Raw genomic sequence first — 23,501 nt, 5'->3', positions numbered from 1 at the left:
TTTGTTGTAATATTAGAAAATGGGTTCTTAATTATTAATAATATTATATAAAGCATCCCGAATTGCTAAAAATATAATTACTCTTAAAATATATTAGGAAAAATCGTCGGGAGACCAATAAAATCAATGAATTTTTTGTTAAATATCAAACGTTTTAGTGGTTTTGTGTTAACATTAACAAATCATTCTGTTAACGATTTGTTTGCGTTGAAAACTATTCAACGCTGAATACCTATATATAGGATTATTTAATTGAAAAAGATTTTCCTATTAAGTTGTTATTTGTTACTTTTGTCGCACTTTTATTCTGAAATAAATTCAGAACCAGACAAATTCAATATTATGAACATACACGAATATCAAGGAAAAGAAATTTTAGCGAGTTACGGAGTACGCGTACAACGCGGAATTGTGGCTAACAATGCGGTTGAAGCGGTGGCTGCTGCAAAACAATTAACTGCCGAAACTGGTACAGGATGGCATGTAATAAAAGCACAAATTCACGCAGGTGGTCGTGGAAAAGGTGGAGGAGTTAAGCTGGCAAAAAACTTACAACAAGTTGAAGAGTTAGCAGAACAAATCATCGGAATGCAGTTGATTACACCTCAAACTCCGCCAGAAGGAAAAAAGGTAAACAAAGTTTTAGTTGCTGAAGATGTTTACTATCCTGGTGAAAGCGAAACTTCTGAATTTTATGTTTCTGTTTTATTGAATAGAGGTACAGGACGCAACATGATTATGTATTCTACTGAAGGTGGAATGGATATCGAAGAAGTTGCTGAGCACACTCCACACTTAATCTTTACTGAAGAAATTGATCCTGCTGTTGGATTACAAGGTTTCCAGGCTAGAAGAATTGCTTTCAATTTAGGTCTTTCCGGAAACGCTTTCAAAGAAATGGTGAAATTCATCGACGCATTATACAATGCTTACATTGGTTCTGATGCTTCTATGTTCGAAATCAACCCGGTTCTTAAAACTTCTGATAACAAAATCTTAGCTGTTGACGCTAAAGTTAACATCGACGATAATGCTTTATACAGACAACCAAAATATGCTGAAATGAGAGATATCCGTGAGGAGAATCCAATCGAAGTTGAAGCTAAAGAAGTTGGTCTTAACTATGTTGACCTTGACGGTACTGTAGGATGTATGGTAAACGGAGCAGGTCTTGCGATGGCAACTATGGATTTAATTAAATACGCTGGTTTTGAGCCTGCTAACTTCCTTGACGTAGGAGGAACTGCTGATGCAAAACGTGTTGAAACAGCTTTCAGAATTATCTTGAAAGATCCAAACGTAAAAGCTATCTTAATTAACATCTTCGGAGGTATCGTTCGTTGTGACCGTGTTGCTCAGGGTGTTGTTGACGCTTACAAAAACATGGGTGACGCTATCAATGTGCCAATTATCGTTCGTTTGCAAGGAACAAATGCTGAAATTGCAAAAGAATTAATTGACAACTCTGGTATGCCAATCTTATCTGCAGTTCAATTCCAGGAAGCTGCTGACCAAGTTAAAGCTGCTCTTTCTTAATTAAAATTTGTAGAGATGCACAGCAGTGCATCTTACTTAAATATTAGAAAATCCATTCCGAAAGGAGTGGATTTTTTTTGTTTTAACCGCAAAGCACGCAAGGATTTTTTTACCGAGGATTGTGAATATAAACGCAAAGTTCGCAAAGCTAGATTAATAAAATTTTGCGTAATGTATTTCAATATAGCCCGTGGTTTCAACCACGGGGACACAATGTATATCATAATTTATGCATCACTAATCGTTCCCGTGGTTGAAACCACGGGCTATATTTTAAAATTGGATTTATAACTATGTTTTTTACAATACAAAATTTGCAAAGCTATATCTTAAATAGTTAGCCACAGATTACAAAGATTACCCCAGATTTAAAAATCCTTTTAATCCTAATAATCTGTGGCAAAATAACTTTGCGAACTTTGCGTAATTCTTAGCGGTTAAAAAAAATTATTTCAAAACAGTTGATAAGTCCACAATTTCAAATGTAGGATCATGTGTTATAAATTCTCTAATCAATGCAGCATGACCAGCGCCAACCAAAATCATTATTTTAGTATCTGTACTTTCTGTTAGTTTCTGAATTAAAGAATACATGTACAAGTTTCTTTTGTACCAATTTGAAACTAAAGAAGCTCCGGTAAAATCATCTGGATTTCCAGCTCTGTTGGCTACTTCCAAATACCATTGAATATTTCTATTTTCGGCTTCTTTCGTATTGTAATACAACATGAGTTCTTGTAATGAGCTTTTTGCAATTCTTTCATTATGATCTTTTTCATTTCTTTTTTTTGTCTCATCACTTTTTTTCAATAAATCCTTCTGGTTTGCTTTTTCCATTGACATCAGTAAACTGTCATAAGGAAAAGAAGTATAGAGGTTCATTCCGTATAATTTTTTATGATTCAGTTTTTTAGCCGTACGAAGCGCCAGTTGTGTTATTTCGTTTTTGTTATTTTTAAAAAGACTGTCGGTATTTTTATTGTAAAACTTATCTAAATCGGCTTGTTTATTAAATTCCCATTCTACAAATATTTTATCCGGGCCAAATTTTTTGATTTTGTCACTCATTATTTCGAGTTCCTTTTGGCTCTTCTCAGACAAGATATCAAAACTGTTTAGTTGAGCAACATCAAGGCCAGGATTGGCATAATGAAATGTTCCGACCAATAAAATCTGCTTTTTCTTAGTTTGAGCAGATGTCATGTTAAATGTGATAAGAGCTAATAATAGAATGATTTTTTTCATGATTTTTTGTTTTTATGGATAATGTATATCGTAGAGGCGCATTGCAGTGCGTCTACGCACAGGTTAATGTTGAGGTTAGAAATTCACTATTTCAAAACTGTCGCCAATTCTACAATTTCAAATTCTGGATCGTGTGCCAGAAATTCTCTTAGCATTGCAGCGTGTCCGGCTCCAAGTAAAACCATTATTTTAGTATCAGTACTTTTGGTTAATTTCTGAACCAAAGAATACATGTAAAGGTTTCTTTTATACCAATTTGAAACTAAAGAAGCTCCTGTAAAATCGTCTGGATTTCCAGTTCTGTTGGCTACTTCCAAATACCATTGGATATTATCTTCATTAGTTGCTTTTTCGTTATAGTAAAGCATAAGCTCGGTTAGAGAGCTTTTAGCCATTCTTTCATTATTGTCTTTTTGAAACCTTTCTGTTGATTCCGTATTTTTTTTCATTAAATCCTTCTGATTTGCTTTTTCCATTGACATCATTAAACTGTCATAAGGAAAACGGGTACGATAATCAATTCCATACATTTTTTTATGATTCAGTTTTTTAGCAGTACGTAATGCTAACTGCGTAATTTCATTTGAATTATTTTTAAGTAAACTGTCGGTGTTTTTATTGTAAAACTGATCTAACTCGGCCTGTTTGCTAAATTTCCATTCTACAAAAATTTTATTGGGACCAAATTTTTTGATTTTGTCACTTATTATTTCGAGCTCCTTTTGGCTTTTCTCGGACATTACATTGAAAGTATTGATCTTGGCAACATCATGACCTGGATTTGAATAATGAAAAGTTCCAATTAATAAAATTTGTTTTTTCCTGGTTTGGGCTGAGGTTAGGTTTAATGTAATAATTGCTAGTAATAAAATGATTTTTTGCATGACGTTTTGTTTTAAATTCATTGCAAATGTATACGGTCTTTCGACCTCTGTTTTTTGTTTTTGATGAACCTGGAATTTCATTTTACAAACGCATGAAATTTATCGTGTAATAATTTCGTGTAACATTTTTGATAGTTCATCCTTAAAAAAGCATGTTTTAAATAAATCTAATTTTCTATTTAAGGCTTAGTTGTATTTTTGAATTAATTATCAGAAACTATGAAATCAAGAATACCCTTTTACTATCACGTTGTCTTCTTCTTGTTGTTATTTCTAACATACATTTTCTGGGATATTGGACTTAATGATCAAAAATTAGAAGTTGTAATTAAAGCAATATGTTATGGAATTACGCCAACTCATTTGTTGGCAATATTTTGTATTTACATTCTCAACTTTTACTACTTCTGTGCATGGTTTCTGAACAAGAAGAAATTACTTTTTTATATTCTGACAATTCCAGTTTCGTTATTGCTTTTTGCAGCTGTTCGTTATTTTTTGCAAGAAGTTGTTATGTTCACTATTACCGGTCAGCACAACTACTATGAAGAAGCCAGAGAAATAGGTTATTACATAAAAGACAATTTTTTCTTTGGATTGCCAGCTGTACTTTTAAGCGCATTGACTTTTTTGTTTTGGCAGTTTCATGCTACGCAACATCAAAATCAGGAATTGCTTTTGGAAAACAAAAAAGCCGAATTCCAAATGTTGAAAGCACAAGTGAGTCCGCATTTTTTGTTTAATACGCTGAATTCTTTTTATAGTCAGTTGGTTGTAAAAGAAGATGAAATGGCCGATGATATTTTAGTGCTTTCCGATTTGCTTCGATATGTTATTACTGAAACAGATAAAGATGAAGCAGTTCTTTCAAAGGAAATTCAGTTTATTCAAAACTATATTCATTTGCAGAAAAAACGTTTTGAAGATCAGTTGTATCTTGATTTTTCCGTTGAAGGAGAATATTCAAATGAAAAGATTCTTTCGTCTGCATTAATTCATTTTGTGGAGAATGTTTTTAAGCATGGAAAACTGAATGATAAAGAAGAGAAAGCCTTGATTTCCATTCAAATAAAAAAAGGTTTTTTAGAGATTTCTACTTTTAATTATAATGTCAACGGAGAAAATTATTCGTCTACCGGAATCGGCTTTGAGAACCTGACGAAAAGACTCGAATACATGTATAAAGACCAATTTATTCTTGAAAAAACAGAAGAAAATAATACCTTTAAAACCTACTTGAAAATACCACTAAAAAACTAATCTATGGCTTTTAAATGCATTATTGTAGATGACGAACCGCCTGCAACCAGAATACTGGAAAATTATATCGGAAAAGTAAATTTCCTTGAAAAAGCCGGAGTATTTAATGATTCTTTAAAAGCATTGGAATTTCTGAATACGCAAACAGCCGATGTTATTTTTCTGGATATTCAGATGCCTCAATTGACAGGTTTGCAGCTTTCCAGAATTATTTCAAAAAATATAAAAGTGATTTTTACAACTGCTTATCCGGACTTTGCTTTAGAAGGTTTTGAACTGAATGCAGTCGATTATTTATTGAAACCCATTTCGTTTGAACGTTTTTATCAGGCTGTTTCAAAATTGAATTCGGAGTCCAAAACAGTAGTTTCCAATCAAAGTAATCTGCCTGATTTTCTGTTCGTTAAAACCGATGGAAAAAACAAATTCCAAAAAATCTTTTTAAGTGATATTCTGTATGTAGAAAGTCTTCAGAATTATGTTTGTATCCATACCGAAAAACAGCAGATTATTACGCATTCTTCCTTGAAAAACGTAATTGAATCTCTTCCGGAAAATGAGTTTATTCAGACTCATAAATCGTATGTTGTTTCTTTGAAACACATTGAATCAACCGATAATTTTTCTGTTTTTATAAATGGAAAAGAACTGCCGATAGGAGCAACGTTTAAAGATGCCTTTTTTGATAAAATAGAGGAGAATAAGATTTAAAATAAATAGCCACGAATTCACGAATTTTATTTTCAAAGATTATCAAAAATAATTTGTGAATTCGTGGCTAAAAAACTTTGCGGTTAAATCCCTAATTACGATTTTTTCTTATTGCCGTTTTTAAAAACCACTTTTTCTACCACAACCGGTTTTCCATTTCCTTTCGGGAAGGACTTCTTTTTAGGTTTTCCAGCAGCTGAACCAGATTTTGACGGACTTTTATCACCTCTGTATTTTTCGGAATCTTTTGGAGTTGCTTTAAATTCTGGTCTTTCTTTAGAAGTCTCTCTTTTCGGAATTTCAGCTTTATGTTTGGCTAAAACTTCATTTGGGTTTTTAGGGTTTTCTTTCGTTCCTCTTAAATGAATTACCAATCCATTTAGAAAGTTTCTCAAAACTTGGTCACCGCATTCCATATAGTTAGGATGATCTTCAGCTCTGAAAAAAGCACCCAATTCTGATTTTGAAATTCTAAAATCTACTAATTCTAAAATTTCAACTATTTGGTCATCACGGAGCATCAAAGCCACGCGAAGTTTTTTAAGTATATCGTTATTTGTCATAATTTTTTGTTTCAGGTTTTTTTGTTTCAAGTTTCATGTTTTTCCAATCTTTACTTAAAACTAAAACTTGATATTTATTCTTTGCAAAGGTACATTTTAAAAGCAATTGGCCGATTTATTTTTTTTGCCACGAATTCACGAATTATTATTCTCAAAGATTATCAAAAATAATTTGTGAATTCGTGGCTAATTTTTATTTAAAACGCCGACTAATTTATCCAAATCTTCTTTTAAATGATTCGCTGTGATTACAATTCGATTTAATGGTTCAGCTTCTTTTTTGTATCTAAAACTGGCGATAATAATGTTTTCCTGTTGTAGTTTTTCTACTAATTCATTGGATAATAAATAAATCAGCGGATAAGTTTTGTCAAATTTGACAATGCTGTTTTTGTTTAAAATCGAATCGATGTAATTTAGATTGTCCAGCAGTTTTTGATGTTGTACTTTATAAATTGCTGCAGCATCAGAAAGAGTTTGTACAAAAGCAGGATTCATTCCTGCGGCACTGGTGAAAGTTTCCAGTTCTTTTATCTGATTTATGAATTTCGAATCGCCAGCAATAACGCCGCCAGTTAATCCAAAGGCTTTTCCTAACGAAGAAACCATGATTTTTCTTTTTGCAGGAAATGAAATTGATGAATAAATTCCGGATCCATTTTTACCTGAAATTCCTAGAGAATGAGATTCATCAATAACCAATGTGATTTCTTTGCTTTTTGAAATATTGTCTAAAAAGGATAAGTTAGCAGGTTTTGTTTCAAAAGAAGGTACACCGTCAGTTAAAATCGTTATTTTTTCTGTTTTTGAATCTAATAAACGATTATTTAAGTTTCCATTTAAGAATACAGGAAAACTGTTTTCGGTTTGAATAGCATTGTGTGTGTCGTTCAAATGAAAAAAACAATCTGTCTGCTTTTTCATTAAATCAATAACCAGTTTTCCGGCCAGCATTCCCGAAGAAACGGTTACCGCTTTTTCTGAGCCGATATGGGAAGCCAAAAACCTTTCGCCTTCATCGTAAGCTTTTAACTGAATATTAGCTGTTCTGGAGCTTCCATAAGTAGTTCCCCAATTCAAAATATTCTGAACGACTAAATTTTGAAATGCTGTATTTGTTGGAAGTCCCAAATACGCAGTTCCGCCAAAATACAAATATTGTTTTTGATCAATTTCAATAATTCGGTCAGGAAATTTATCAACTATCATTTTATAAAAGTGTAACTCCTGTTCCGTTTAAATCAGAATAACTTACAACACCGTCTTTTATAGTTACTCCTGTTGCAATATCTTCAGCCAAAAGGAGAGCGCCATCCATATCTACATAATCCAGCTGAGGAAGTAAATGAGCGATGGCAGAAATACCAACAGTTGATTCGGTCATGCATCCTACCATCGTTCTTAATCCTAATTTTTTAGCTTCTTCAATCATACGTTTTCCTGGAGTTAAACCGCCGCATTTTACCAGTTTAACATTTACACCATGAAAATGATTATGGCATTTCGCTACATCTTCTTCAATAATACAGCTTTCGTCTGCAATGACAGGAAGAACAGAATGTTTGAAAACCTCTTTATGACCTTCCCAATTATCTGCTTTCATAGGCTGTTCTAGGAATTCTACGCCCAGTTTTTTTAATTCAACGGCATTGTTGATGGTTTCTTCAACACCCCAGCCACAGTTGGCATCAATTCTAAAAATCGCATTGGTATGTTTTCGAAGTGCTTTTACAATTTCGATATCTTCTTTAGTTCCCAGTTTGATTTTATAAATCGGCCAAGGAAGTTCCTGCATTTTTGAAACCATTTTATCGATAGAAGCAATTCCGATGGTGTAATCTGTCATCGGATTTCTTTCAGTCGTATAGTTCCATAATTCGTATAATTTCTTGCCTTTTTTGCGGGCATACAAATCATTGTAAGCAAGATCCAAAGCACATAGAGCAAACATATCTTCTTTTAAATACGGATGAATTTTTGCCCAAAATACTTCTGGAGTTTCATCTTCTGTATTTTCAATAATGCTTCTTATTTTTTCTAAATCCTGCATCATCATCGGAACCGTAATGTTGTAATACGGATTTGAAGTAGCTTCTCCAAAACCTGGAAAACCTTCGCTTTGCAATTCGACGATTAAGGACGGCTGAAAATCAATAGATTCTCTCGAAATAGTAAAAGTGTGCTTTAGTTTGAGATTATATTCTCTTAAAATAAGTTTCATTGGTATGCGATGTTTTTATTTTTTTCTATTTATCACCCAGCCACAATAGGGCTTCTGTAAAATGATCTCTCCAAAGTTTCTCATTATGTTCTCCGCCTTTTACAATTTTTGTTTTATCCAGATGAAGACAATAACAGCGTTTGGTATCCAGTAAACGTTTCATTTTGTTCAAGTCGTTTACCATATCGTCACTTTCTTTATCACCGCAAAGAAAATAGATTTTAGTTTTGATTTTGGATTGTTTTTCGGTGAAAGTATAAATGTCGGAAGAAAACCAAAAAGAAGGGGAAAAAACACCCGCTTTTCCAAAAACTTCGGGATATTTTAGTGCTCCGTAATAAGAAACTAATCCGCCAAGAGAACTTCCAAAAAGAATAGTGTTTTTTGCTTTTGTTTTGGTTCTGTAGTTTTTATCAATATAGGGTTTTACTATTTTTACGATAAATTCTAAATAATTATCGGCATTTCCACCGCCGTATTTTTCGTTTTTAAAAGGTGTTAATTCGTCAATACGTTTTTCATTTCCATGTTCGATTCCGACAACAATTACTGGGGCTTTCAAGCTGTCTAATTTTTCGTCAACATTCCACTCGCCGGAAAAAGAAGTTTTAGCATCAAACAGATTTTGGGCGTCATGCATGTAAATAACGCTGTATTTTTTCTTAATATCTTTAGAATAATTTTCAGGAAGATAAATCCATATTTTTTTTGAAGTATTCAGCTGAGGTGCCTCAATGGTAAAAGTCGATACATTTTTAGAAGCGGTGCTTTGTGCTTTGCCAATAAAAGTAAACAGAAGTAAAACTGCCAAAAAAATCCTCTTCATTATCCGTGTTTTGTATTTTTATTTAAAAGCAATATTTTAGCTAAAAATAATAAATTGATGAATACAGAAGCAGAAAAAAGAAGTTTACTTTTAGAAATGATTACCCTCGCCACTGTAGACGGACATTTGCACAAAAGAGAGTTGGAATTTTTACGACTGGTAGCTATTGAATTGAATATAAGTAAGGAAGAATTTCAGGACTTATTTCATCAGGAAACAAAAGCGCTGCCAATTCCTTCTGAAATGCAGCGTATCAATCAGTTTTACAGACTGGCTCTGCTGATGCATTGCGATGGTGTTTTGCATGAAAAAGAGTTTCAGGCTATTCAGCAGATTGCTATACAGATGGGGTTGAATCTTTCTGCAGTAAAACGTGTTTTAGAAATGATGAAAAAAGCACCCAATACGGTAATCAATCCAATAGTTTTACTGGAAATTTTTCAGGAACAGCACAATTAAGCCAGCTGTTCCTGTAGTTTTTTAATTTCGTCACGAAGTTTGGCTGCTTGTAAGAAATCTAATTCTTTAGCTGCTTTTTCCATTGTTTTACGTTTTTCGCGAATCATTTTTTCCAATTCAGCTTTGGATAAATAAGCTGTTTCCGGTTCAGCAGCAACAGGAATTGGATGACCTAATTCGTATTCCACTAACGGGTTTTTCGTAAAGGCACTGTCGATTTTTTTATTTAAAGCCTGTGGCGTAATATTATTCTGGACGTTGAAGTTAATCTGTTTGGTTCTTCTGTATTCCGTTTCATCAATGGTACGTTGCATACTTGCCGTAATTTTATCGGCATACATGATTGCTTTACCATTTAAGTTTCTCGCGGCACGTCCGATAGTTTGTGTTAACGAACGATGATTTCTCAAGAAACCTTCTTTATCAGCATCTAAAATGGCAACAAGAGAAACTTCAGGTAAATCCAGACCTTCACGAAGCAAGTTTACTCCAATTAAAACATCAAAAAGCCCTTTTCGTAAATCCTGCATAATTTCAATACGTTCTAAAGTATCCACTTCAGAATGGATGTAACGGCATCGAATGCTTACTTTGGTCAGATATTTAGCTAATTCTTCTGCCATTCTTTTGGTCAAAGTGGTCACCAAAACTCTTTCGTCTAATTCACATCGAACCTGAATTTCTTCAATCAAATCATCAATTTGATTTAAGCTTGGACGAACTTCAATTATTGGATCTAGTAAACCAGTTGGACGAATAATCTGTTCTACATAAACACCATCTGTTTTTTGTAATTCATAATCGGCAGGAGTTGCTGAAACATAAATAACCTGATTCTGCAAGGCTTCAAACTCTTCAAATTTTAAAGGTCGGTTATCCATGGCAGCCGGTAATCTAAATCCGTATTCAACTAAGTTTTCTTTACGGCTTCGGTCACCGCCGTACATGGCATGAACTTGCGAAACGGTTACGTGACTTTCGTCAATAACCATTAAATAATCACTTGGGAAATAATCCAAAAGACAGAAAGGTCTTGTTCCGGCTTCACGTCCATCAAGGTAACGCGAGTAATTCTCGATTCCTGAACAATAACCCAATTCCCGGATCATTTCTAAGTCAAAATTGGTTCTTTCTTCCAGACGTTTGGCTTCCAGATGTTTTCCTACTTCTTTAAAATAATCCACCTGTTTGACCAGATCCTGCTGGATTTCCCATATAGCGCCCTGTAAAACTTCCGGAGAAGTCACAAACATATTGGCCGGGTATATCGTTAGTCTTTTGAATTTTTCAATTACCTGTGAGGTCTGGGCATCAAAAGATTCTATTTCTTCGATTTCATCTCCAAAAAAGTGAATACGGTAGGCATCATCAGCATAACTTGGATACACTTCAACCGTATCCCCTTTAATACGGAAAGTTCCCGGATTAAAATCGGCTTCGGTTCTGGCATATAAACTTTGCACCAGACTGTGCAGTAATTTAGTTCTTGAAATAACCTGATCCCGGGTAATTTCGATAACATTTTTCTGAAATTCAACGGGATTTCCAATACCATACAAACAAGAAACTGATGCCACAACCAAAACATCACGACGGCCTGAAAGCAGGGAAGAAGTGGTGCTCAAACGCATTTTTTCCAATTCTTCATTGATAGATAAATCTTTTTCAATGAAAACTCCTGTAACAGGCATAAAAGCTTCCGGCTGATAGTAATCGTAGTAAGAGACGAAATACTCCACCGCATTATTCGGGAAGAATTGCTTGAATTCGGAGTACAATTGCGCAGCTAAAGTTTTATTATGTGCTAAAACCAAAGTCGGTCGCTGTACTTCCTGTATCACATTGGCAACGGTAAAAGTTTTTCCGGAACCTGTAACTCCTAATAAAGTTTGATATTTTTCTCCTTCGACTACACCTTGCGCCAATTTTTGTATGGCTTGCGGCTGATCTCCTTTTGGACTGTATTCTGAAGCTACGTGGAAATTCATTTGTTACTGATGAAAATTAGGTTGGTAAAGATACGAAGATTGTAAATAAAGGCTTTAAAAAGTTTGCCGCGAATTGCACGAATTAACACGAATTTATATTTGACTCCGAAATTAAATATTAGTGGAAATTAGTGTAATTCGTGGCAAAAAAACTCTTATTCTAAAAAATTAATGACCGCATCATTTATAATTTTTGGCTGATCGATGGTTAAAAAATGCCCTGCATCTTTTATGATTTTTGTCTTGCAGTTGGAAAGATATTTATTGGCTCTTTCTAAACTTTCTTCAGAATTAATCACATCTTTATCTCCAATTAAAACTAAAACCGGATTTTGAATCGATTCTAATTCTTTTTCTGAAAAAGGCATCATTTTAAGCATGCTGGAATTTGATTTGGCATATTTATTAGCTAAATAAAACTGCCTTTTATAGATGACACTGATGTTTTCCGGATGAGTAGAAAAGGTTTTTAATGTTTTACCAAATTTTTTCTCGCTCGGAAAAAGTTTCAGCATTAATGCTGAAGAGGTTTTGCCAACTTTATCAATAAATTTGAAGGTTTGTGCGGGACTTAATAAAACTATTTTATCAATTGAATTTGGCTTTTGAGTCGCTAATAAAGCAGCAATCCAACCGCCTCTTGAAGCCGCTACTATATCAAATTTCTTTAATTTATAATGATCAAAAACTTCATTGTAGAAAACAAGAATGTCTTTAGAAGAAAGAGGTTTAGCCGTTAAATTGGATTTATTGGGTTCCATTATAAAATCGATGGCATAAACCCGATGATTTTTGGTTAGCGTTTTAATGTTTGGATACCACATCGTAGAACTGGCATCCATTCCGTGGAGTAAAACCAGATCTTTTCCGTTTTTTGGACCGGCAATGACTATGTGGGCTGTTCCAAAACTGGTTTTCACATCTTCTTCACTGTAAGGAATGTTCCAAAGCTTTAAAGCCTTATCGTAGGCAGCCTGATATTTTTGTTCTTCTTTTTTGGTTTTAAAAACATAATCTTCAAATTTTACTTTTTTAGAAGCACAACTTGTGATTAAAAATAGCACGATTGCTAAACGAGAATAGTGTTTTAACATGGTAATAAAATTCAATTTTAAACTTAAAGTTACGATTATCGTAAGCGGAAAGCGTATCAGAATTTTATTTTAAAATATCATAATTTTAAGATTGTTCCTTTTTAGAAGTCAGATAATAAATCTGTACAAAAGCTAAAATAGCATTCGGAATAATTACTGGCCAAAGCCACTGATTGAAATCTCTGTAATCGTTTAAGAATATGCCATAGATGACAAAACAGATACAGCCAAACATATTAATAAACCGGATTGTTCTAAGATTTTTTAATAGAAATCCTCCAACAATAAAAACAGATGCGAGATAACCAATGTATTCTGCCATAATATTGATTTTAAATAGTTTACAATAAATGTAGCAAATGCTAATTATAAAATCAAGGTTTTGTTTTGGAAATCAGTCTTTTAAAAGAATTGCTTTTGGCTTTTAGGATTTTCAAAATAACTCCAGGCCACAATACGACTAGTTTTCTGTCCCTGCGACATTTCAATCGTTTTTACCGAAACAGCATTTACTTTTTTCAAAATTTTATAAATTGATGTGAGGTTTTCTTTTTTAGAAACCAAAGTTGTAAACCATAGAACCTGCGAAGTGTATTTGGCACTTTCGTAAATCATCTGAGTTATAAAACCAATTTCACCGCCGTTGCACCATAATTCTGCATTTTGACCGCCAAAGTTTAAAACAGGTTTGGTGTTTCTTTTCTCTTTCGGATTAAGATTAGAAACTTTTCTTGAAGCACTTTTATTCGCTTCCTCGGCTGAAGCATGAAAAGGAGGATTACACATCGTGAAAGCAAAACGGTCTTCGGGCGTAATAATATTTTTGAAAATAAATCGGGGTTCTGTCTGCTGCTGTAAACTAATAGAATCAATTAAATCCGGATTAGCTTCGATAATTTCACTGCAGTTTTCGATGGCTTTTTTATCAATATCCGTTGCAACAAAAGTCCAGTTGTAAACTGCATTTCCTAATATCGGATAGATTAAATTAGAACCTGTTCCGATATCTAAACCTAAAACATAAGAAGTTTCAGGAATTTGATTATGGTTACTTTCTGCTAATAAATCGGCTATATAATGAATATAATCGGCACGTCCGGGAATTGGCGGGCAAAGATAATTCTTAGGGATATCCCAATTTTCAATTCCGTAATACGTTTGCAGCAAAGCTTTATTCAAAGTTTTTACGACAAGTGGATTGCTGAAATCAACGGTTTCAATTCCGTTTTTGTTTATGGAAACAAAAGCTTTTATTTCCGGACAATTTGAAATCAGTTTTTCGAAATCATAACGTGAACGATGAAGATTTCGCGGGTGTAAATTGTCTTTTTGTAAATTGTTTTCTGCTTTCATTTTTATTGATTTCGATGCAAAGATAGGTATTCCATTTTCTAAGAATGCTCTGGAAGAGTTTAATATTTATAGCTAATTAATTTTATGATTTAAACAAAAGCTCCAGCGGAGCGACATAAAACGTTATGTGTCGCTCCGCTGGAGCTTTTAATTAGAATAAAATCTTTTGATCTATAAATATTTGGTCCCGCTGGGACTCTTTTTAATCAAAACATTCCATCAAAAGCAAATCACCATTATGATGTGAAATGGTAACCAGGCCGTCTTCTAAAACAGAATTACTGCTTCCGGTTCTGTAACCCATAGTAAGCGTATCGTTATTTAGTTCATACTTTAAATTAGTCGAATAAATTCCGTTAACAACGCCTATCGGAATTAATGAAACGGGAGTTTTTGCGGTATACCATTTTTCAAATTTTTCGGGCAGTAAGAATATTTTGGAATGATCGTCCAGAATCACAATTTTAAGCAGATTGCGGTAGCGTACGATATTCGTAAGATTGGTAATGGTGTGATCGGCACGTTTTCCGGTTGCCCAGATTACATTTACGGCCGGAATATTTCTTTTAACCAAATAATCAAACGCTTTCTCAAGATCGGTTTTGTCCTGATCCGGAGTATGGACGATTTCGATTGGATATTGGGAGGTTTTATAGATTTCAGGATCAAAACCACGGTCAAAATCCCCTAAAAGGACATCTACTTTTATTCCCAGTTCAGCTACTCTTTCTATAGCCGAATCTAACACAATAACAAGCGGAGACCATTCGAGTAATTGTCCTAATAATTCAGGGTTACAGGCTGCTCCGTTGGCAATTATTAAAGCGGGTTCCTGATCGTCCCTTACTATATGATGTGATGACATTTAGAGTTGATTTAAAATATGCCGCAAATGTACGAAAGTTATGGGCTCTGACAGGGCATTGGTTTATTTAATTGGCTTTAAAGGCGACAGCATCTACTTCTATCAGCATTTTGTCAAGTGCTAATTTGGGAACCGGAATCAGTGTACTGGCAGGAAATGGTTTGTTCTGCCAGGTTTTACTCATTTCTTCTTCCCATATTTTTAGCTTTTCTGCAGAATGATCCACTATCAGAACGGTAATTTTCATAACATTTTCAGGTTTCAGCTGATAACTGTTTAAAATGATCGTCAGATTTTTTAAAGCCGTCTGGACTTGTTCTCTAAAGTCAGGACTTAAAATATGCTCTTTTCCCAATCCACCGCTTTGGCCTGAAATATAAATCAGTTCTCCTGATGTTTTTACAGAAGAGGCATGACTAAAACCATAAGGTGCGGGATTAAATAGAGAATCAGGATTTTTGAAAGTTTGTGCCTGGGTCTGAAATGCACAAATACAGGCTAAACAGGCTATAAAATGTTTCATGTTTTAAAAATTAAAATTAGGAAACAAAGATTTCGCAATTCTAATTTTTAAAACATTTACATATGTTGAGATTACAGTTTTTTGGTTAATCCAGCAGTCTTCTGTGGTAATTGATCTGACCTAAATGATACGCTAAATGTGTTGAAAGATGCACCAGAAAGAACCCGGTAGTCATTTCTTTTTCAAACACAATCTGAGGATAAACAGCTTCCAAATCAGCTTCAGTCAATGAATCTAAACTGGTATTGATTACTAAGATTGTGTCCTCTATCTTCTGGATTAATTCTGATTTTGGAATATCTTTTAATGAAAATTCCAGTGGACGATTTCGGATGTATCCCGTTTTGCCCATTTCAGCTCCGATATAGGTATTCAGGTTTCCTATTAAATGCAGACAGAGATTTCCGGCTGAGTTGGAAATGTTTTTATCAATGGTCCAAATGAGATCTTCGGTTGTATAGGAACTTATTTCAGTTTTTAATTTATTTAAATCCCGATTGAAAAGTGTTTTTAAGCTTTCGATTAACATGTTTTTTTTAGTTGTAAATTAGGAAGAATAATTCACAGCTGAAAATGAATCCCTGCTTTTTATCGGAATCCAGATTTTTTCTTCAGAATCGGGATCATCCTGTTTGTATTTATGATCCATAACAGCAAAATGCGGACGGTCGTCTATAACGTATTGAGAGTTGGGAAGCCATTCTGTAAAAATAGAATGATAAGTTTTATGTCCTTCTGAAGCAGGGCCGTAATGCGTAAAAACAGCATACAGGCCTTCAGGAACAATTAAGGGTTCCATGTCTGAAGGAATCTGATCGAAGCTGTTTACTTCAACAGCTGCCCATTTTTGAAAGCTTTTTGCCGGTTCGAAATTATCAAAATGACCGTCAGAAAAGACTTCAACAGAATATAGATTGCTGTTGATTGTATTTTTAACTTCTTTTCGTCTGGGCATGAAACCGCTCCATAACTGAAAAGTTTTATTGTCCATAAAAGACATATTGATATAGTTTCCAATCAGTTTTTTTTCGGACAGCATTTCTATTTGAACCTGCATGCTTACTGAATTTTGAATTTTTTGGTTTCTTTTTCGCTAAGTGAAAAATATCCCAGCGGATAGTTAGTTTTGTCGGTAGTATTGATAATATTTCCTTTCACGGTTGCAGGGGGAGACTGAAACGGACCTCCAACATTGCTTCCGGCAATACTAACCAGAATACTCATATAGTTATAATATTGTTTTGAAATTCCAAAATGTGTAATTTCAATCTCGTCTCCGGGTTTCAGGTCTTCATCGTCTGAAACGCTGTAAAATTCGTTTCCCTGAAAGAACTTATCTTCATCTACATAAAAATTAGAAGTAATCTTATTAGAATATACATATTTGTACAGATAAAAATTGTCTTCATCGGGCGGATCATTGTAATAGGTTCTTATCTCAATATCTTCCCCGGTGAATCCTCCCTGATTATTTTGTTCAATTCGGGTAATAGGAGCAACAGCTTTTAAACTTTCTGCTGCGGTATAGGTATTTCCGCCGCTGATGACGGTCAGTGTATAAGTTTCATCAATTTTAGGGATAAAAGTATTGCAGATATATCGTCCGGTTTTTTGAACTTCTGCAAAGTTAAACCGCTGGTTCTGGCTGTTTTTTATGAATACAACAGCACCGGAAACGGTTGGGATTTTTTCTTCAAAATAACCCGTGGTGGTCGTCAGTTTTACGACTTGCTGTTTGCCTGTAGAGCCTTTTTCCCAGGCTATAGCGGCTTCAATTACCAGTTTTGGCGGTGCCGTGTCCAGATCAACGTCTACCACTTCTTCACAGCCTGTAAAGAAAAGAGAGGTGCATAATACGATAAATATGATAGCTTTTTTCATGGTATATTTTCAAAAGTGATTTTTTAAAATTTAAAATTATAACTCACAGCGGGTACGATGCCAAAAATAGAGATACGTACGGCTTCATTAACTCCGGTATCTGTATTCTGTTTAAAATTAATAGAAGCGGCATTGCTGCGGTTGTAAAGATTGTATATACTGAAAACCCATTCGGCTTTCCAGTTTCGGTCTTTGTTTTTCCGGGGTGTCAGTGTTGCTGAAACATCCAGATGGTGATAGGCCGGAAGACGGTTTTCGTTTCGTAATCCATAACTGGGAATCGTAATGCCTAAATATTCATACTGACCGTTGGGATAAGTAACAGGCTGTCCGGACTGTAATATGAAATTAGCGCCAAAAGACCATTTTTCGTTCAGGTTGTAAGCCGATGTAATGGCCAGATTATGGGTTTTATCGTAAGCCGAACTGTACCATTGACCATTGTTGATTCCGGTTTCTTCCGGAGTTCTTCCCGGTGTCTGCTGTTCCGATTTCGAAAGGGTATAAGAAACCCAGCCGTTAAATCTGCCTTCATTTTTCTTAAACATAATTTCAAGACCATAAGCCCGCATTTTTCCATTTAAAATAACCTGCTCAATGGCATTGTTGGCAATTAAATCGGCACCGTCTATGTAATCCAGGCGGTTTTGGATTTTTTTATAGAAACTTTCTATTTCAAGCGAATAAACTCCGTCTTCACTATTTCGAAAATATCCTAATGCGGCCTGATCGGCAATCTGAGGTTTGATGTAAGTGTCGCTCGGCATCCAGACATCCAGTGGAGTAGGCGATGAGGTGTTTGAAATTAACTGCAGGTACTGTACCATACGATTGTAACTCGCTTTTAGCGCCTGATTTTCATTTAACTGATAAGAAACAGAAAGACGCGGTTCAAAATTATCATAGTGCTGAATGACCTTGTTTTTTCCGAAATATTTAGTGAAACTTGGCGATCCTTTTTCATAAATCTGCATATCGGGATCAAAAATAACCGGACTGTTGTCGTCGTAATAGTTGATAGTAGAAGAACCTAAACGATAAAACAGACTGTAACGTAATCCGTAAGAGAGCGTAATTCTTTTCGAAACCTGGTTTTCGGCATCCAGATATAACGAGGGTTCAAAAGCATATTTTTTATCCAGCTGGTCAGAATTAATTCCCGAACCGGCAGAGCTGGGTCTGATTGTTCCGGGATTAAAGTCGTAGTAGATTCCGTTAACCCCGTAATTCAATTTGAATTTATCCGAAAGATAATGTTTGAAATCATATTTGATATTGTAGTTTTTGATCCCGGAATCCCATCTGAAACCTACATAATCTAAATCGAGCCCATAATAATAGTCGCTGTAAATTAAAGACAAATTAGAAAATAACTGAGCAGAGTACAAATGATTCCAGCGCAGGTTTAAGGTAGAGTTTCCGTAAATATTGGTAAAGTTTTTGTTGAGCCTGAAAACATCTCTTCCAAAATAACCGGACAGGTATAAACTGTTATTATCGTTTAATTTATAACTTAATTTGGTATTAAGATCATAGAAATAGGCTGAATTGTCTTTGTTTTCTTCTGAAAGTTTTAGAAACAAGTGGGCGTAAGAACCTCTTCCTCCAATTAAAAATGACCCTTTGTCTTTTACAATCGGGCCTTCGAGCAGGAGGCGGCTGGAGACCAGACCAATTCCGCCGTTCATATGAAAATCTTTACTGCTGCCGTCTTTTTGGTAAATATCCAATACAGAAGAAGCGCGGCCCCCAAATCGTGCCGGAATTCCGCCCTTATACAATTTCAGGTCTTTGACGGCATCCGGATTAAAGACGGAGAAGAAACCAAAAACATGCGATGAGTTAAAAATAGTAGCTTCGTCCAGCAGGATTAAATTTTGATCAGCACCGCCGCCGCGGACATTAAAACCAGAAGCTCCTTCGCCGGAATTGGTAACTCCGGGCAGCAGAAGTATCGATTTCAAAACGTCGACCTCGCCTAAAACAACGGGCATTTTTTTGATGGTTGAAATGGAGAGCTTGTTGACGCTCATTTCAGGCGATTTGATGTTTATTCGGCCTTTTTTTTCGGTAATGACTACTTCCTGAAGTTGTTCTCCGCTTTCGCTGATAGAGAAATTATTTTTTGTATTCTGATGTAAAATGATGTTCTGTTCAAGAGTCTGATACCCCACATAACTAATTTCGATCAGGTGTTCACCACGAGGCAGTGTTATAGAATAAAAACCATATTCGTTGGTAGTAGTTCCTTTTTTTAAGGCGGGAATATAAATGTTGACACCAATTAAGGTCTCGTTATTTTTAGAATCCCGGATAGTACCGCTTAGAGTAAATTTTTCCTGTGCAAAAGAAGTAAAAGTCGTAAAGATAATAAGGAGAACAAGACTGATTCTTTTTGTAATCATCGTACTGGTTTTGATATACATAGATACTAATTCTTGCTAAATATTATCCGTGAACTTTTGTTAAACATAAGTTAAGAATGAAAAAAGGACAGCCTTTTTGGGACTGTCCTTTTGGTATTTATTGCAGAGACGGACGGCTGTCCGTTTCAATTATTTAATTTTAGCAATAATAGCATTGAATGTTTCACTAGGGCGCATTGCTTTACTTACTAACTCAGGTGCTGGCTGGTAGTATCCGCCAATGTTTTGAGCTTTCCCCTGTGCACCAATTAATTCAGCATCAATTTTAGCTTCGTTAGCTTCAAATTCAGCAGCAATTGGAGTAAAGATCGCTTTCAATTCAGCATCTTTATCCTGAGCAGCCAAAGCCTGAGCCCAGTAGAATGCTAAGTAGAAGTGAGAACCACGGTTATCAATCTGTCCTACTTTACGAGCCGGAGATTTATCGTTTGCTAAGAACTTATCGTTTGCCTGATCTAAAGTTTCAGATAAAACAATAGCTTTAGAGTTATCTAAAGTTTGTCCTAAATGCTCTAATGAAGCACCAAGAGCTAAAAATTCTCCTAATGAATCCCAACGTAAATAGCCTTCTTCTGTAAATTGCTCAACGTGTTTTGGAGCAGAACCTCCGGCACCCGTTTCAAACAATCCACCACCATTCATTAAAGGAACGATAGATAACATTTTTGCAGAAGTTCCTAATTCTAAAATTGGGAATAAATCGGTTAAATAGTCACGTAAAACGTTTCCTGTTACAGAGATAGTATCTAAACCTTTGATGATTCTGTCTAAAGTAAATTCAGTAGCAGCAACCGGGTTTAAAATACGGATATCTAGGTTTGCAGTATCGTAATCTTTAAGGTATTTTTGAACTTTTACGATCAATTCTCTATCGTGAGCTCTGTTTTCGTCTAACCAGAAAACAGCAGGAGTATCAGATAAACGGGCTCTGTTTACAGCCAGTTTTACCCAGTCCTGAATAGGAGCGTCTTTTGCCTGACACATTCTGAAAATGTCATTAGCTTCAACGTTTTGTTCCATTAAAACAGTTCCGTTTGCATCAACAACACGTACAACTCCGTCTGCTTTCATCTGGAAAGTTTTGTCATGAGATCCGTATTCTTCTGCTTTTTGAGCCATTAATCCAACGTTAGGAACACTTCCCATTGTTTTTGGATCAAAAGCACCGTGTTTTTTACAGAAATCGATAGTTGCTGTATAAACTCCGGCATAAGAACGGTCCGGAATAACTGCAAATGTATCTTGTGCTTTTCCTTCTTTATTCCACATCTGACCAGAAGTACGGATCATTGCCGGCATAGAAGCATCAACAATTACGTCTGAAGGTACGTGTAAGTTTGTAATTCCTTTATCCGAATTCACCATTGCTAAAGCTGGTCCGTTAGCGATTGCTGCGTCAATAGCAGCTTCAACTTCTGCCTGCTCAGGTCTTCCGGCAATTTTAGCGTAGATATCACCTAAACCGTTTCTTGTATCAACGTTTAATTCAGCGAATAAAGAAGCGTATTTTTTGAAAACGTCTGCAAAATATACTTCAACGATAGCGCCAAAGATAATTGGATCAGAAACTTTCATCATAGTTGCTTTTAAGTGCACAGAAAGTAAAACTCCTGCCGCTTTAGCTTCAGCGATTACATCAGCAGCGAAAGCTTTTAATTTGCTTACGCTTAAAACAGAACTATCAATGATTTCGCCTGCTTTTAATGGAGTACTTGCTTTAAGAACAGTTGCAGTTCCGTCTTTAGCAACGAATTCGATTTTTACATCGTTTGCTTCATTTACAGTTACTGATTTTTCGCTTCCGTAAAAATCGCCACCTGACATAGAAGCCACTTTGGTTTTTGAGTCAGCAGACCAGGCACCCATTGAGTGCGGATTTGCTTTTGCAAAGTTTTTAACTGCTCTTGGAGCTCTACGGTCAGAGTTTCCTTCACGTAAAACCGGGTTTACAGCAGAACCTAAAACTTTTGCATATTTTGCTTTAATTTCCTTTTCAGCATCGTTTTGAGGATCTTCCGGGAAATTTGGTACGTTGTATCCGTGTGATTGTAATTCAGCAATAGCCGCTTTTAATTGCGGTACAGATGCTGAAATGTTTGGTAATTTGATAATGTTAGCTTCTGGCTGAGTTGCTAATTGACCTAATTCTGCCAATGCATCTCCAGTTTTTTGAGCATCAGTCAAAGATTCCGGGAAATTTGATAGAATTCTTCCTGCCAGCGAAATATCTCTGGTTTCGATTTCAATTCCAGCTGTAGCTGTAAATGCTTGAACAATTGGTAACAAAGAGTAAGTTGCCAATAACGGCGCCTCATCAGTTAAGGTGTAAAAAATTTTTGATTTTGTCATTTTCTTTTTTTTTTTATAATCGTATCGTCAGGAGTTTAACGATGTCAAAGATATATTCGGCTCAAAATGAGCGGAGCAAATATAATAAAATCACAACGAAATCGGTTGAGTTTTCGTGAGAAAAGGCGAAATTAACAGATTGTTATTTCATATCCGATATATTGCTAAATCGATGATTTTGATATTAAAAAATTACGGTTTTGATGAATCACAAATAAAATAAGAACATTTCGGAAATAGAAAATACTACAGGTGTAGAAATTTATTTTAGGCCTGCTTGTTTTTGTATGAAAAGTTGTATTTTTGACCAGCCGGCAATAAACATATCACAAATGTGCGATACATTGTTTAATATGTTTTTTACTTGTTGTTTAATATTAGGCTTAATCCTTATCTTTGAATTATGAGCACACTTACAAAACCAAATCATATAGGGCGAAAAATCAGCCGTATTCGTGAACTTCGTGATATGAAACAGGAGGCTTTGGCACAGGCTTTAGGTATTAGTCAACAAACTATTTCGGCTATTGAAAATAGTGAAACGATAGATGACGAAAGACTTGAGGCAGTTGCAAAAGCACTTGGTGTGACTGTTGAAGCAATTAAAAATTTTTCAGAAGAAAATATGATTAATTATTTTAATAGTTTTCACGACAACAGTATAAATAATGGTCAAAATGCTGCAAATCCAATATATAATTTCAATCCATTAGATAAATTAATTGAAACTTTTCATGAAAAAGAAAAGCTTTACGAGCGTTTACTGCAAGCTGAAAAAGATAAAATCGAATATTTGGAAAAACTATTAAAAAAATAGAAAACCAATTTTTCATTAAAATATAAACCGATGCTTTAGGAGTGTCGGTTTTTTTTATTTTGGGTGTGTCCCGCCGGAAAAGGCGAACCGGGCTATCTTAAAAGTATTCAATCTAAAAAAAATATGCTTCGGAGATTCTGTGTTGATTTACAAGTTAAAATTGAAATTTTAATTATTTTTGTCTTTCAAGACAGTCATTGAACTAGTCTCTATAGCGTGCAAAACCATTTGTGTTTTCACGCTATTTTTTATTGTATAGTTTTTATCATAAATAGTTTCATTCTTAAATAAAATATAGATTAGTTCCAGTAATTTTCTTTGAATACATACCAATGCTTTCATTTTAATTCCATGTTTAGATATTAATCTGGCGTAAATGTCTCTGAAGTTTTCATCCCATTTTACGGCTGTTAATGCTGGTAGATGCATTGCCTTTCTCAAGTTTCTATTTCCCTTTTTTGATATTTTAGGTTTTCCTTTTACTGATGTTCCCGATTGTT

Annotated in this window: 23 protein-coding genes; 5 read left to right on the top strand and 18 right to left on the bottom strand. The window is 34.9% G+C overall.

The genetic code is table 11. The features are described 5' to 3' along the window. Positions 1-342: 342 nt before the first annotated feature. Positions 343-1,536, top strand: a complete 1,194-nt coding sequence (sucC, locus tag ACODST_RS06825) for an ADP-forming succinate--CoA ligase subunit beta (protein ID WP_248725907.1) — start codon at positions 343-345, stop codon at positions 1,534-1,536. 447 nt (positions 1,537-1,983) lie between these two features. On the opposite strand, the gene ACODST_RS06820 is transcribed toward sucC, so the two are convergent. Beyond that, the gene (locus ACODST_RS06820) at positions 1,984-2,781 is read right to left on the bottom strand and encodes a DUF5694 domain-containing protein (RefSeq protein ID WP_488931370.1); all 798 of its coding nucleotides are present in this window, start codon (positions 2,779-2,781) and stop codon (positions 1,984-1,986) included. Positions 2,782-2,867: 86 nt separating this feature from the next. Next, on the bottom strand, positions 2,868-3,665 hold the full coding sequence (locus ACODST_RS06815) for a DUF5694 domain-containing protein (protein ID WP_488931369.1): 798 nt from the start codon (positions 3,663-3,665) through the stop codon (positions 2,868-2,870). 513 nt (positions 3,666-4,178) lie between these two features. Here ACODST_RS06815 and ACODST_RS06810 point away from each other — a divergent pair. Both ACODST_RS06810 and ACODST_RS06805 read left to right on the top strand, forming a co-directional pair. Continuing rightward, positions 4,179-4,925 carry a sensor histidine kinase gene (locus ACODST_RS06810; RefSeq protein ID WP_488931368.1) on the top strand — a complete coding sequence of 249 codons (747 nt, stop codon included), beginning with the start codon at positions 4,179-4,181 and terminating at the stop codon, positions 4,923-4,925. A 3-nt stretch (positions 4,926-4,928) separates the two neighbouring features. Further along, entirely contained in the window at positions 4,929-5,636 is a 708-nt protein-coding gene (locus ACODST_RS06805) for a LytR/AlgR family response regulator transcription factor (protein WP_488931367.1), read from the top strand. Positions 5,637-5,731: 95 nt separating this feature from the next. Here the strand turns inward: ACODST_RS06805 and ACODST_RS06800 are convergent, their stop codons facing one another. The 4 genes from ACODST_RS06800 to ACODST_RS06785 form a co-directional block, all read right to left on the bottom strand. Continuing rightward, complete coding sequence (locus ACODST_RS06800; RefSeq protein ID WP_488931366.1) at positions 5,732-6,199, bottom strand: DUF1456 family protein; 468 nt, start codon at positions 6,197-6,199, stop codon at positions 5,732-5,734. Positions 6,200-6,385: 186 nt separating this feature from the next. Beyond that, positions 6,386-7,408 (bottom strand): aminotransferase class I/II-fold pyridoxal phosphate-dependent enzyme, encoded by a 1,023-nt coding sequence (locus tag ACODST_RS06795; protein WP_488931365.1) that lies wholly within the window; start codon positions 7,406-7,408, stop codon positions 6,386-6,388. Between the two features lies 1 nt (position 7,409). Then, positions 7,410-8,420: a dipeptide epimerase gene (locus ACODST_RS06790; protein WP_488931364.1), complete on the bottom strand. Its 1,011-nt coding sequence runs from the start codon at positions 8,418-8,420 to the stop codon at positions 7,410-7,412. Between the two features lie 25 nt (positions 8,421-8,445). Further along, a complete protein-coding gene (locus ACODST_RS06785) occupies positions 8,446-9,246 on the bottom strand; it encodes an alpha/beta hydrolase (RefSeq protein ID WP_488931363.1) in 801 nt (266 codons plus the stop codon). Positions 9,247-9,303: 57 nt separating this feature from the next. Between ACODST_RS06785 and ACODST_RS06780 the strand changes: the two genes are divergently transcribed. Then, the gene (locus ACODST_RS06780) at positions 9,304-9,705 is read left to right on the top strand and encodes a TerB family tellurite resistance protein (RefSeq protein ID WP_488931362.1); all 402 of its coding nucleotides are present in this window, start codon (positions 9,304-9,306) and stop codon (positions 9,703-9,705) included. Here the strand turns inward: ACODST_RS06780 and uvrB are convergent. The 11 genes from uvrB to ACODST_RS06725 form a co-directional block, all read right to left on the bottom strand. Beyond that, on the bottom strand, positions 9,702-11,693 hold the full coding sequence (uvrB, locus tag ACODST_RS06775) for an excinuclease ABC subunit UvrB (protein ID WP_488931361.1): 1,992 nt from the start codon (positions 11,691-11,693) through the stop codon (positions 9,702-9,704). The genes ACODST_RS06780 and uvrB overlap by 4 nt on opposite strands. A gap of 155 nt (positions 11,694-11,848) precedes the next feature. After that, entirely contained in the window at positions 11,849-12,787 is a 939-nt protein-coding gene (locus ACODST_RS06770; RefSeq protein ID WP_488931360.1) for an alpha/beta fold hydrolase, read from the bottom strand. Positions 12,788-12,872: 85 nt separating this feature from the next. After that, positions 12,873-13,109 (bottom strand): uroporphyrinogen decarboxylase, encoded by a 237-nt coding sequence (locus ACODST_RS06765; RefSeq protein ID WP_091496092.1) that lies wholly within the window; start codon positions 13,107-13,109, stop codon positions 12,873-12,875. Between the two features lie 80 nt (positions 13,110-13,189). After that, positions 13,190-14,140 (bottom strand): 23S rRNA (adenine(1618)-N(6))-methyltransferase RlmF, encoded by a 951-nt coding sequence (rlmF, locus tag ACODST_RS06760; RefSeq protein ID WP_488931359.1) that lies wholly within the window; start codon positions 14,138-14,140, stop codon positions 13,190-13,192. Between the two features lie 202 nt (positions 14,141-14,342). Beyond that, on the bottom strand, positions 14,343-15,005 hold the full coding sequence (locus ACODST_RS06755; protein ID WP_488931358.1) for a thiamine diphosphokinase: 663 nt from the start codon (positions 15,003-15,005) through the stop codon (positions 14,343-14,345). Between the two features lie 67 nt (positions 15,006-15,072). Beyond that, positions 15,073-15,528, bottom strand: coding sequence for a RidA family protein (locus ACODST_RS06750; protein WP_488931357.1), 456 nt, complete (start codon positions 15,526-15,528; stop codon positions 15,073-15,075). 85 nt (positions 15,529-15,613) lie between these two features. After that, entirely contained in the window at positions 15,614-16,057 is a 444-nt protein-coding gene (locus tag ACODST_RS06745; protein ID WP_488931356.1) for a DinB family protein, read from the bottom strand. Positions 16,058-16,075: 18 nt separating this feature from the next. Continuing rightward, a complete protein-coding gene (locus ACODST_RS06740; RefSeq protein WP_488931355.1) occupies positions 16,076-16,585 on the bottom strand; it encodes a GyrI-like domain-containing protein in 510 nt (169 codons plus the stop codon). 2 nt (positions 16,586-16,587) lie between these two features. After that, positions 16,588-17,409: a DUF4249 domain-containing protein gene (locus ACODST_RS06735; RefSeq protein ID WP_488931354.1), complete on the bottom strand. Its 822-nt coding sequence runs from the start codon at positions 17,407-17,409 to the stop codon at positions 16,588-16,590. A gap of 23 nt (positions 17,410-17,432) precedes the next feature. Further along, positions 17,433-19,814 (bottom strand): TonB-dependent receptor, encoded by a 2,382-nt coding sequence (locus ACODST_RS06730; RefSeq protein WP_488931353.1) that lies wholly within the window; start codon positions 19,812-19,814, stop codon positions 17,433-17,435. Positions 19,815-19,964: 150 nt separating this feature from the next. Beyond that, positions 19,965-22,184, bottom strand: coding sequence for an NADP-dependent isocitrate dehydrogenase (locus ACODST_RS06725; protein ID WP_488931352.1), 2,220 nt, complete (start codon positions 22,182-22,184; stop codon positions 19,965-19,967). 403 nt (positions 22,185-22,587) lie between these two features. Between ACODST_RS06725 and ACODST_RS06720 the strand changes: the two genes are divergently transcribed. Next, a complete protein-coding gene (locus tag ACODST_RS06720; protein WP_488931351.1) occupies positions 22,588-23,001 on the top strand; it encodes a helix-turn-helix domain-containing protein in 414 nt (137 codons plus the stop codon). A gap of 168 nt (positions 23,002-23,169) precedes the next feature. On the opposite strand, the gene ACODST_RS06715 is transcribed toward ACODST_RS06720, so the two are convergent. Beyond that, positions 23,170-23,501: transposase (locus ACODST_RS06715; protein ID WP_488931350.1), on the bottom strand; the 332-nt coding region annotated here is incomplete at its 5' end.

Source organism: Flavobacterium sp. FG19, from assembly GCF_057809475.1.
Note: the sequence above shows the minus strand (reverse complement) of the source record. Positions and strands in the feature narration are given on the sequence as shown.

What these genes read in the sequence shown, in the direction of transcription:
- sucC (WP_248725907.1), top strand. Translation starts at nt 343, where the DNA reads ATGAACATACACGAATATCAAGGAAAAGAAATTTTAGCGAGTTACGGA.
- ACODST_RS06820 (WP_488931370.1), bottom strand. Translation starts at nt 2,781, where the DNA reads ATGAAAAAAATCATTCTATTATTAGCTCTTATCACATTTAACATGACA.
- ACODST_RS06815 (WP_488931369.1), bottom strand. Translation starts at nt 3,665, where the DNA reads ATGCAAAAAATCATTTTATTACTAGCAATTATTACATTAAACCTAACC.
- ACODST_RS06810 (WP_488931368.1), top strand. Translation starts at nt 4,179, where the DNA reads ATGTTCACTATTACCGGTCAGCACAACTACTATGAAGAAGCCAGAGAA.
- ACODST_RS06805 (WP_488931367.1), top strand. Translation starts at nt 4,929, where the DNA reads ATGGCTTTTAAATGCATTATTGTAGATGACGAACCGCCTGCAACCAGA.
- ACODST_RS06800 (WP_488931366.1), bottom strand. Translation starts at nt 6,199, where the DNA reads ATGACAAATAACGATATACTTAAAAAACTTCGCGTGGCTTTGATGCTC.
- ACODST_RS06795 (WP_488931365.1), bottom strand. Translation starts at nt 7,408, where the DNA reads ATGATAGTTGATAAATTTCCTGACCGAATTATTGAAATTGATCAAAAA.
- ACODST_RS06790 (WP_488931364.1), bottom strand. Translation starts at nt 8,420, where the DNA reads ATGAAACTTATTTTAAGAGAATATAATCTCAAACTAAAGCACACTTTT.
- ACODST_RS06785 (WP_488931363.1), bottom strand. Translation starts at nt 9,246, where the DNA reads ATGAAGAGGATTTTTTTGGCAGTTTTACTTCTGTTTACTTTTATTGGC.
- ACODST_RS06780 (WP_488931362.1), top strand. Translation starts at nt 9,304, where the DNA reads ATGAATACAGAAGCAGAAAAAAGAAGTTTACTTTTAGAAATGATTACC.
- uvrB (WP_488931361.1), bottom strand. Translation starts at nt 11,693, where the DNA reads ATGAATTTCCACGTAGCTTCAGAATACAGTCCAAAAGGAGATCAGCCG.
- ACODST_RS06770 (WP_488931360.1), bottom strand. Translation starts at nt 12,787, where the DNA reads ATGTTAAAACACTATTCTCGTTTAGCAATCGTGCTATTTTTAATCACA.
- ACODST_RS06765 (WP_091496092.1), bottom strand. Translation starts at nt 13,109, where the DNA reads ATGGCAGAATACATTGGTTATCTCGCATCTGTTTTTATTGTTGGAGGA.
- rlmF (WP_488931359.1), bottom strand. Translation starts at nt 14,140, where the DNA reads ATGAAAGCAGAAAACAATTTACAAAAAGACAATTTACACCCGCGAAAT.
- ACODST_RS06755 (WP_488931358.1), bottom strand. Translation starts at nt 15,005, where the DNA reads ATGTCATCACATCATATAGTAAGGGACGATCAGGAACCCGCTTTAATA.
- ACODST_RS06750 (WP_488931357.1), bottom strand. Translation starts at nt 15,528, where the DNA reads ATGAAACATTTTATAGCCTGTTTAGCCTGTATTTGTGCATTTCAGACC.
- ACODST_RS06745 (WP_488931356.1), bottom strand. Translation starts at nt 16,057, where the DNA reads ATGTTAATCGAAAGCTTAAAAACACTTTTCAATCGGGATTTAAATAAA.
- ACODST_RS06740 (WP_488931355.1), bottom strand. Translation starts at nt 16,585, where the DNA reads ATGCAGGTTCAAATAGAAATGCTGTCCGAAAAAAAACTGATTGGAAAC.
- ACODST_RS06735 (WP_488931354.1), bottom strand. Translation starts at nt 17,409, where the DNA reads ATGAAAAAAGCTATCATATTTATCGTATTATGCACCTCTCTTTTCTTT.
- ACODST_RS06730 (WP_488931353.1), bottom strand. Translation starts at nt 19,814, where the DNA reads ATGATTACAAAAAGAATCAGTCTTGTTCTCCTTATTATCTTTACGACT.
- ACODST_RS06725 (WP_488931352.1), bottom strand. Translation starts at nt 22,184, where the DNA reads ATGACAAAATCAAAAATTTTTTACACCTTAACTGATGAGGCGCCGTTA.
- ACODST_RS06720 (WP_488931351.1), top strand. Translation starts at nt 22,588, where the DNA reads ATGAGCACACTTACAAAACCAAATCATATAGGGCGAAAAATCAGCCGT.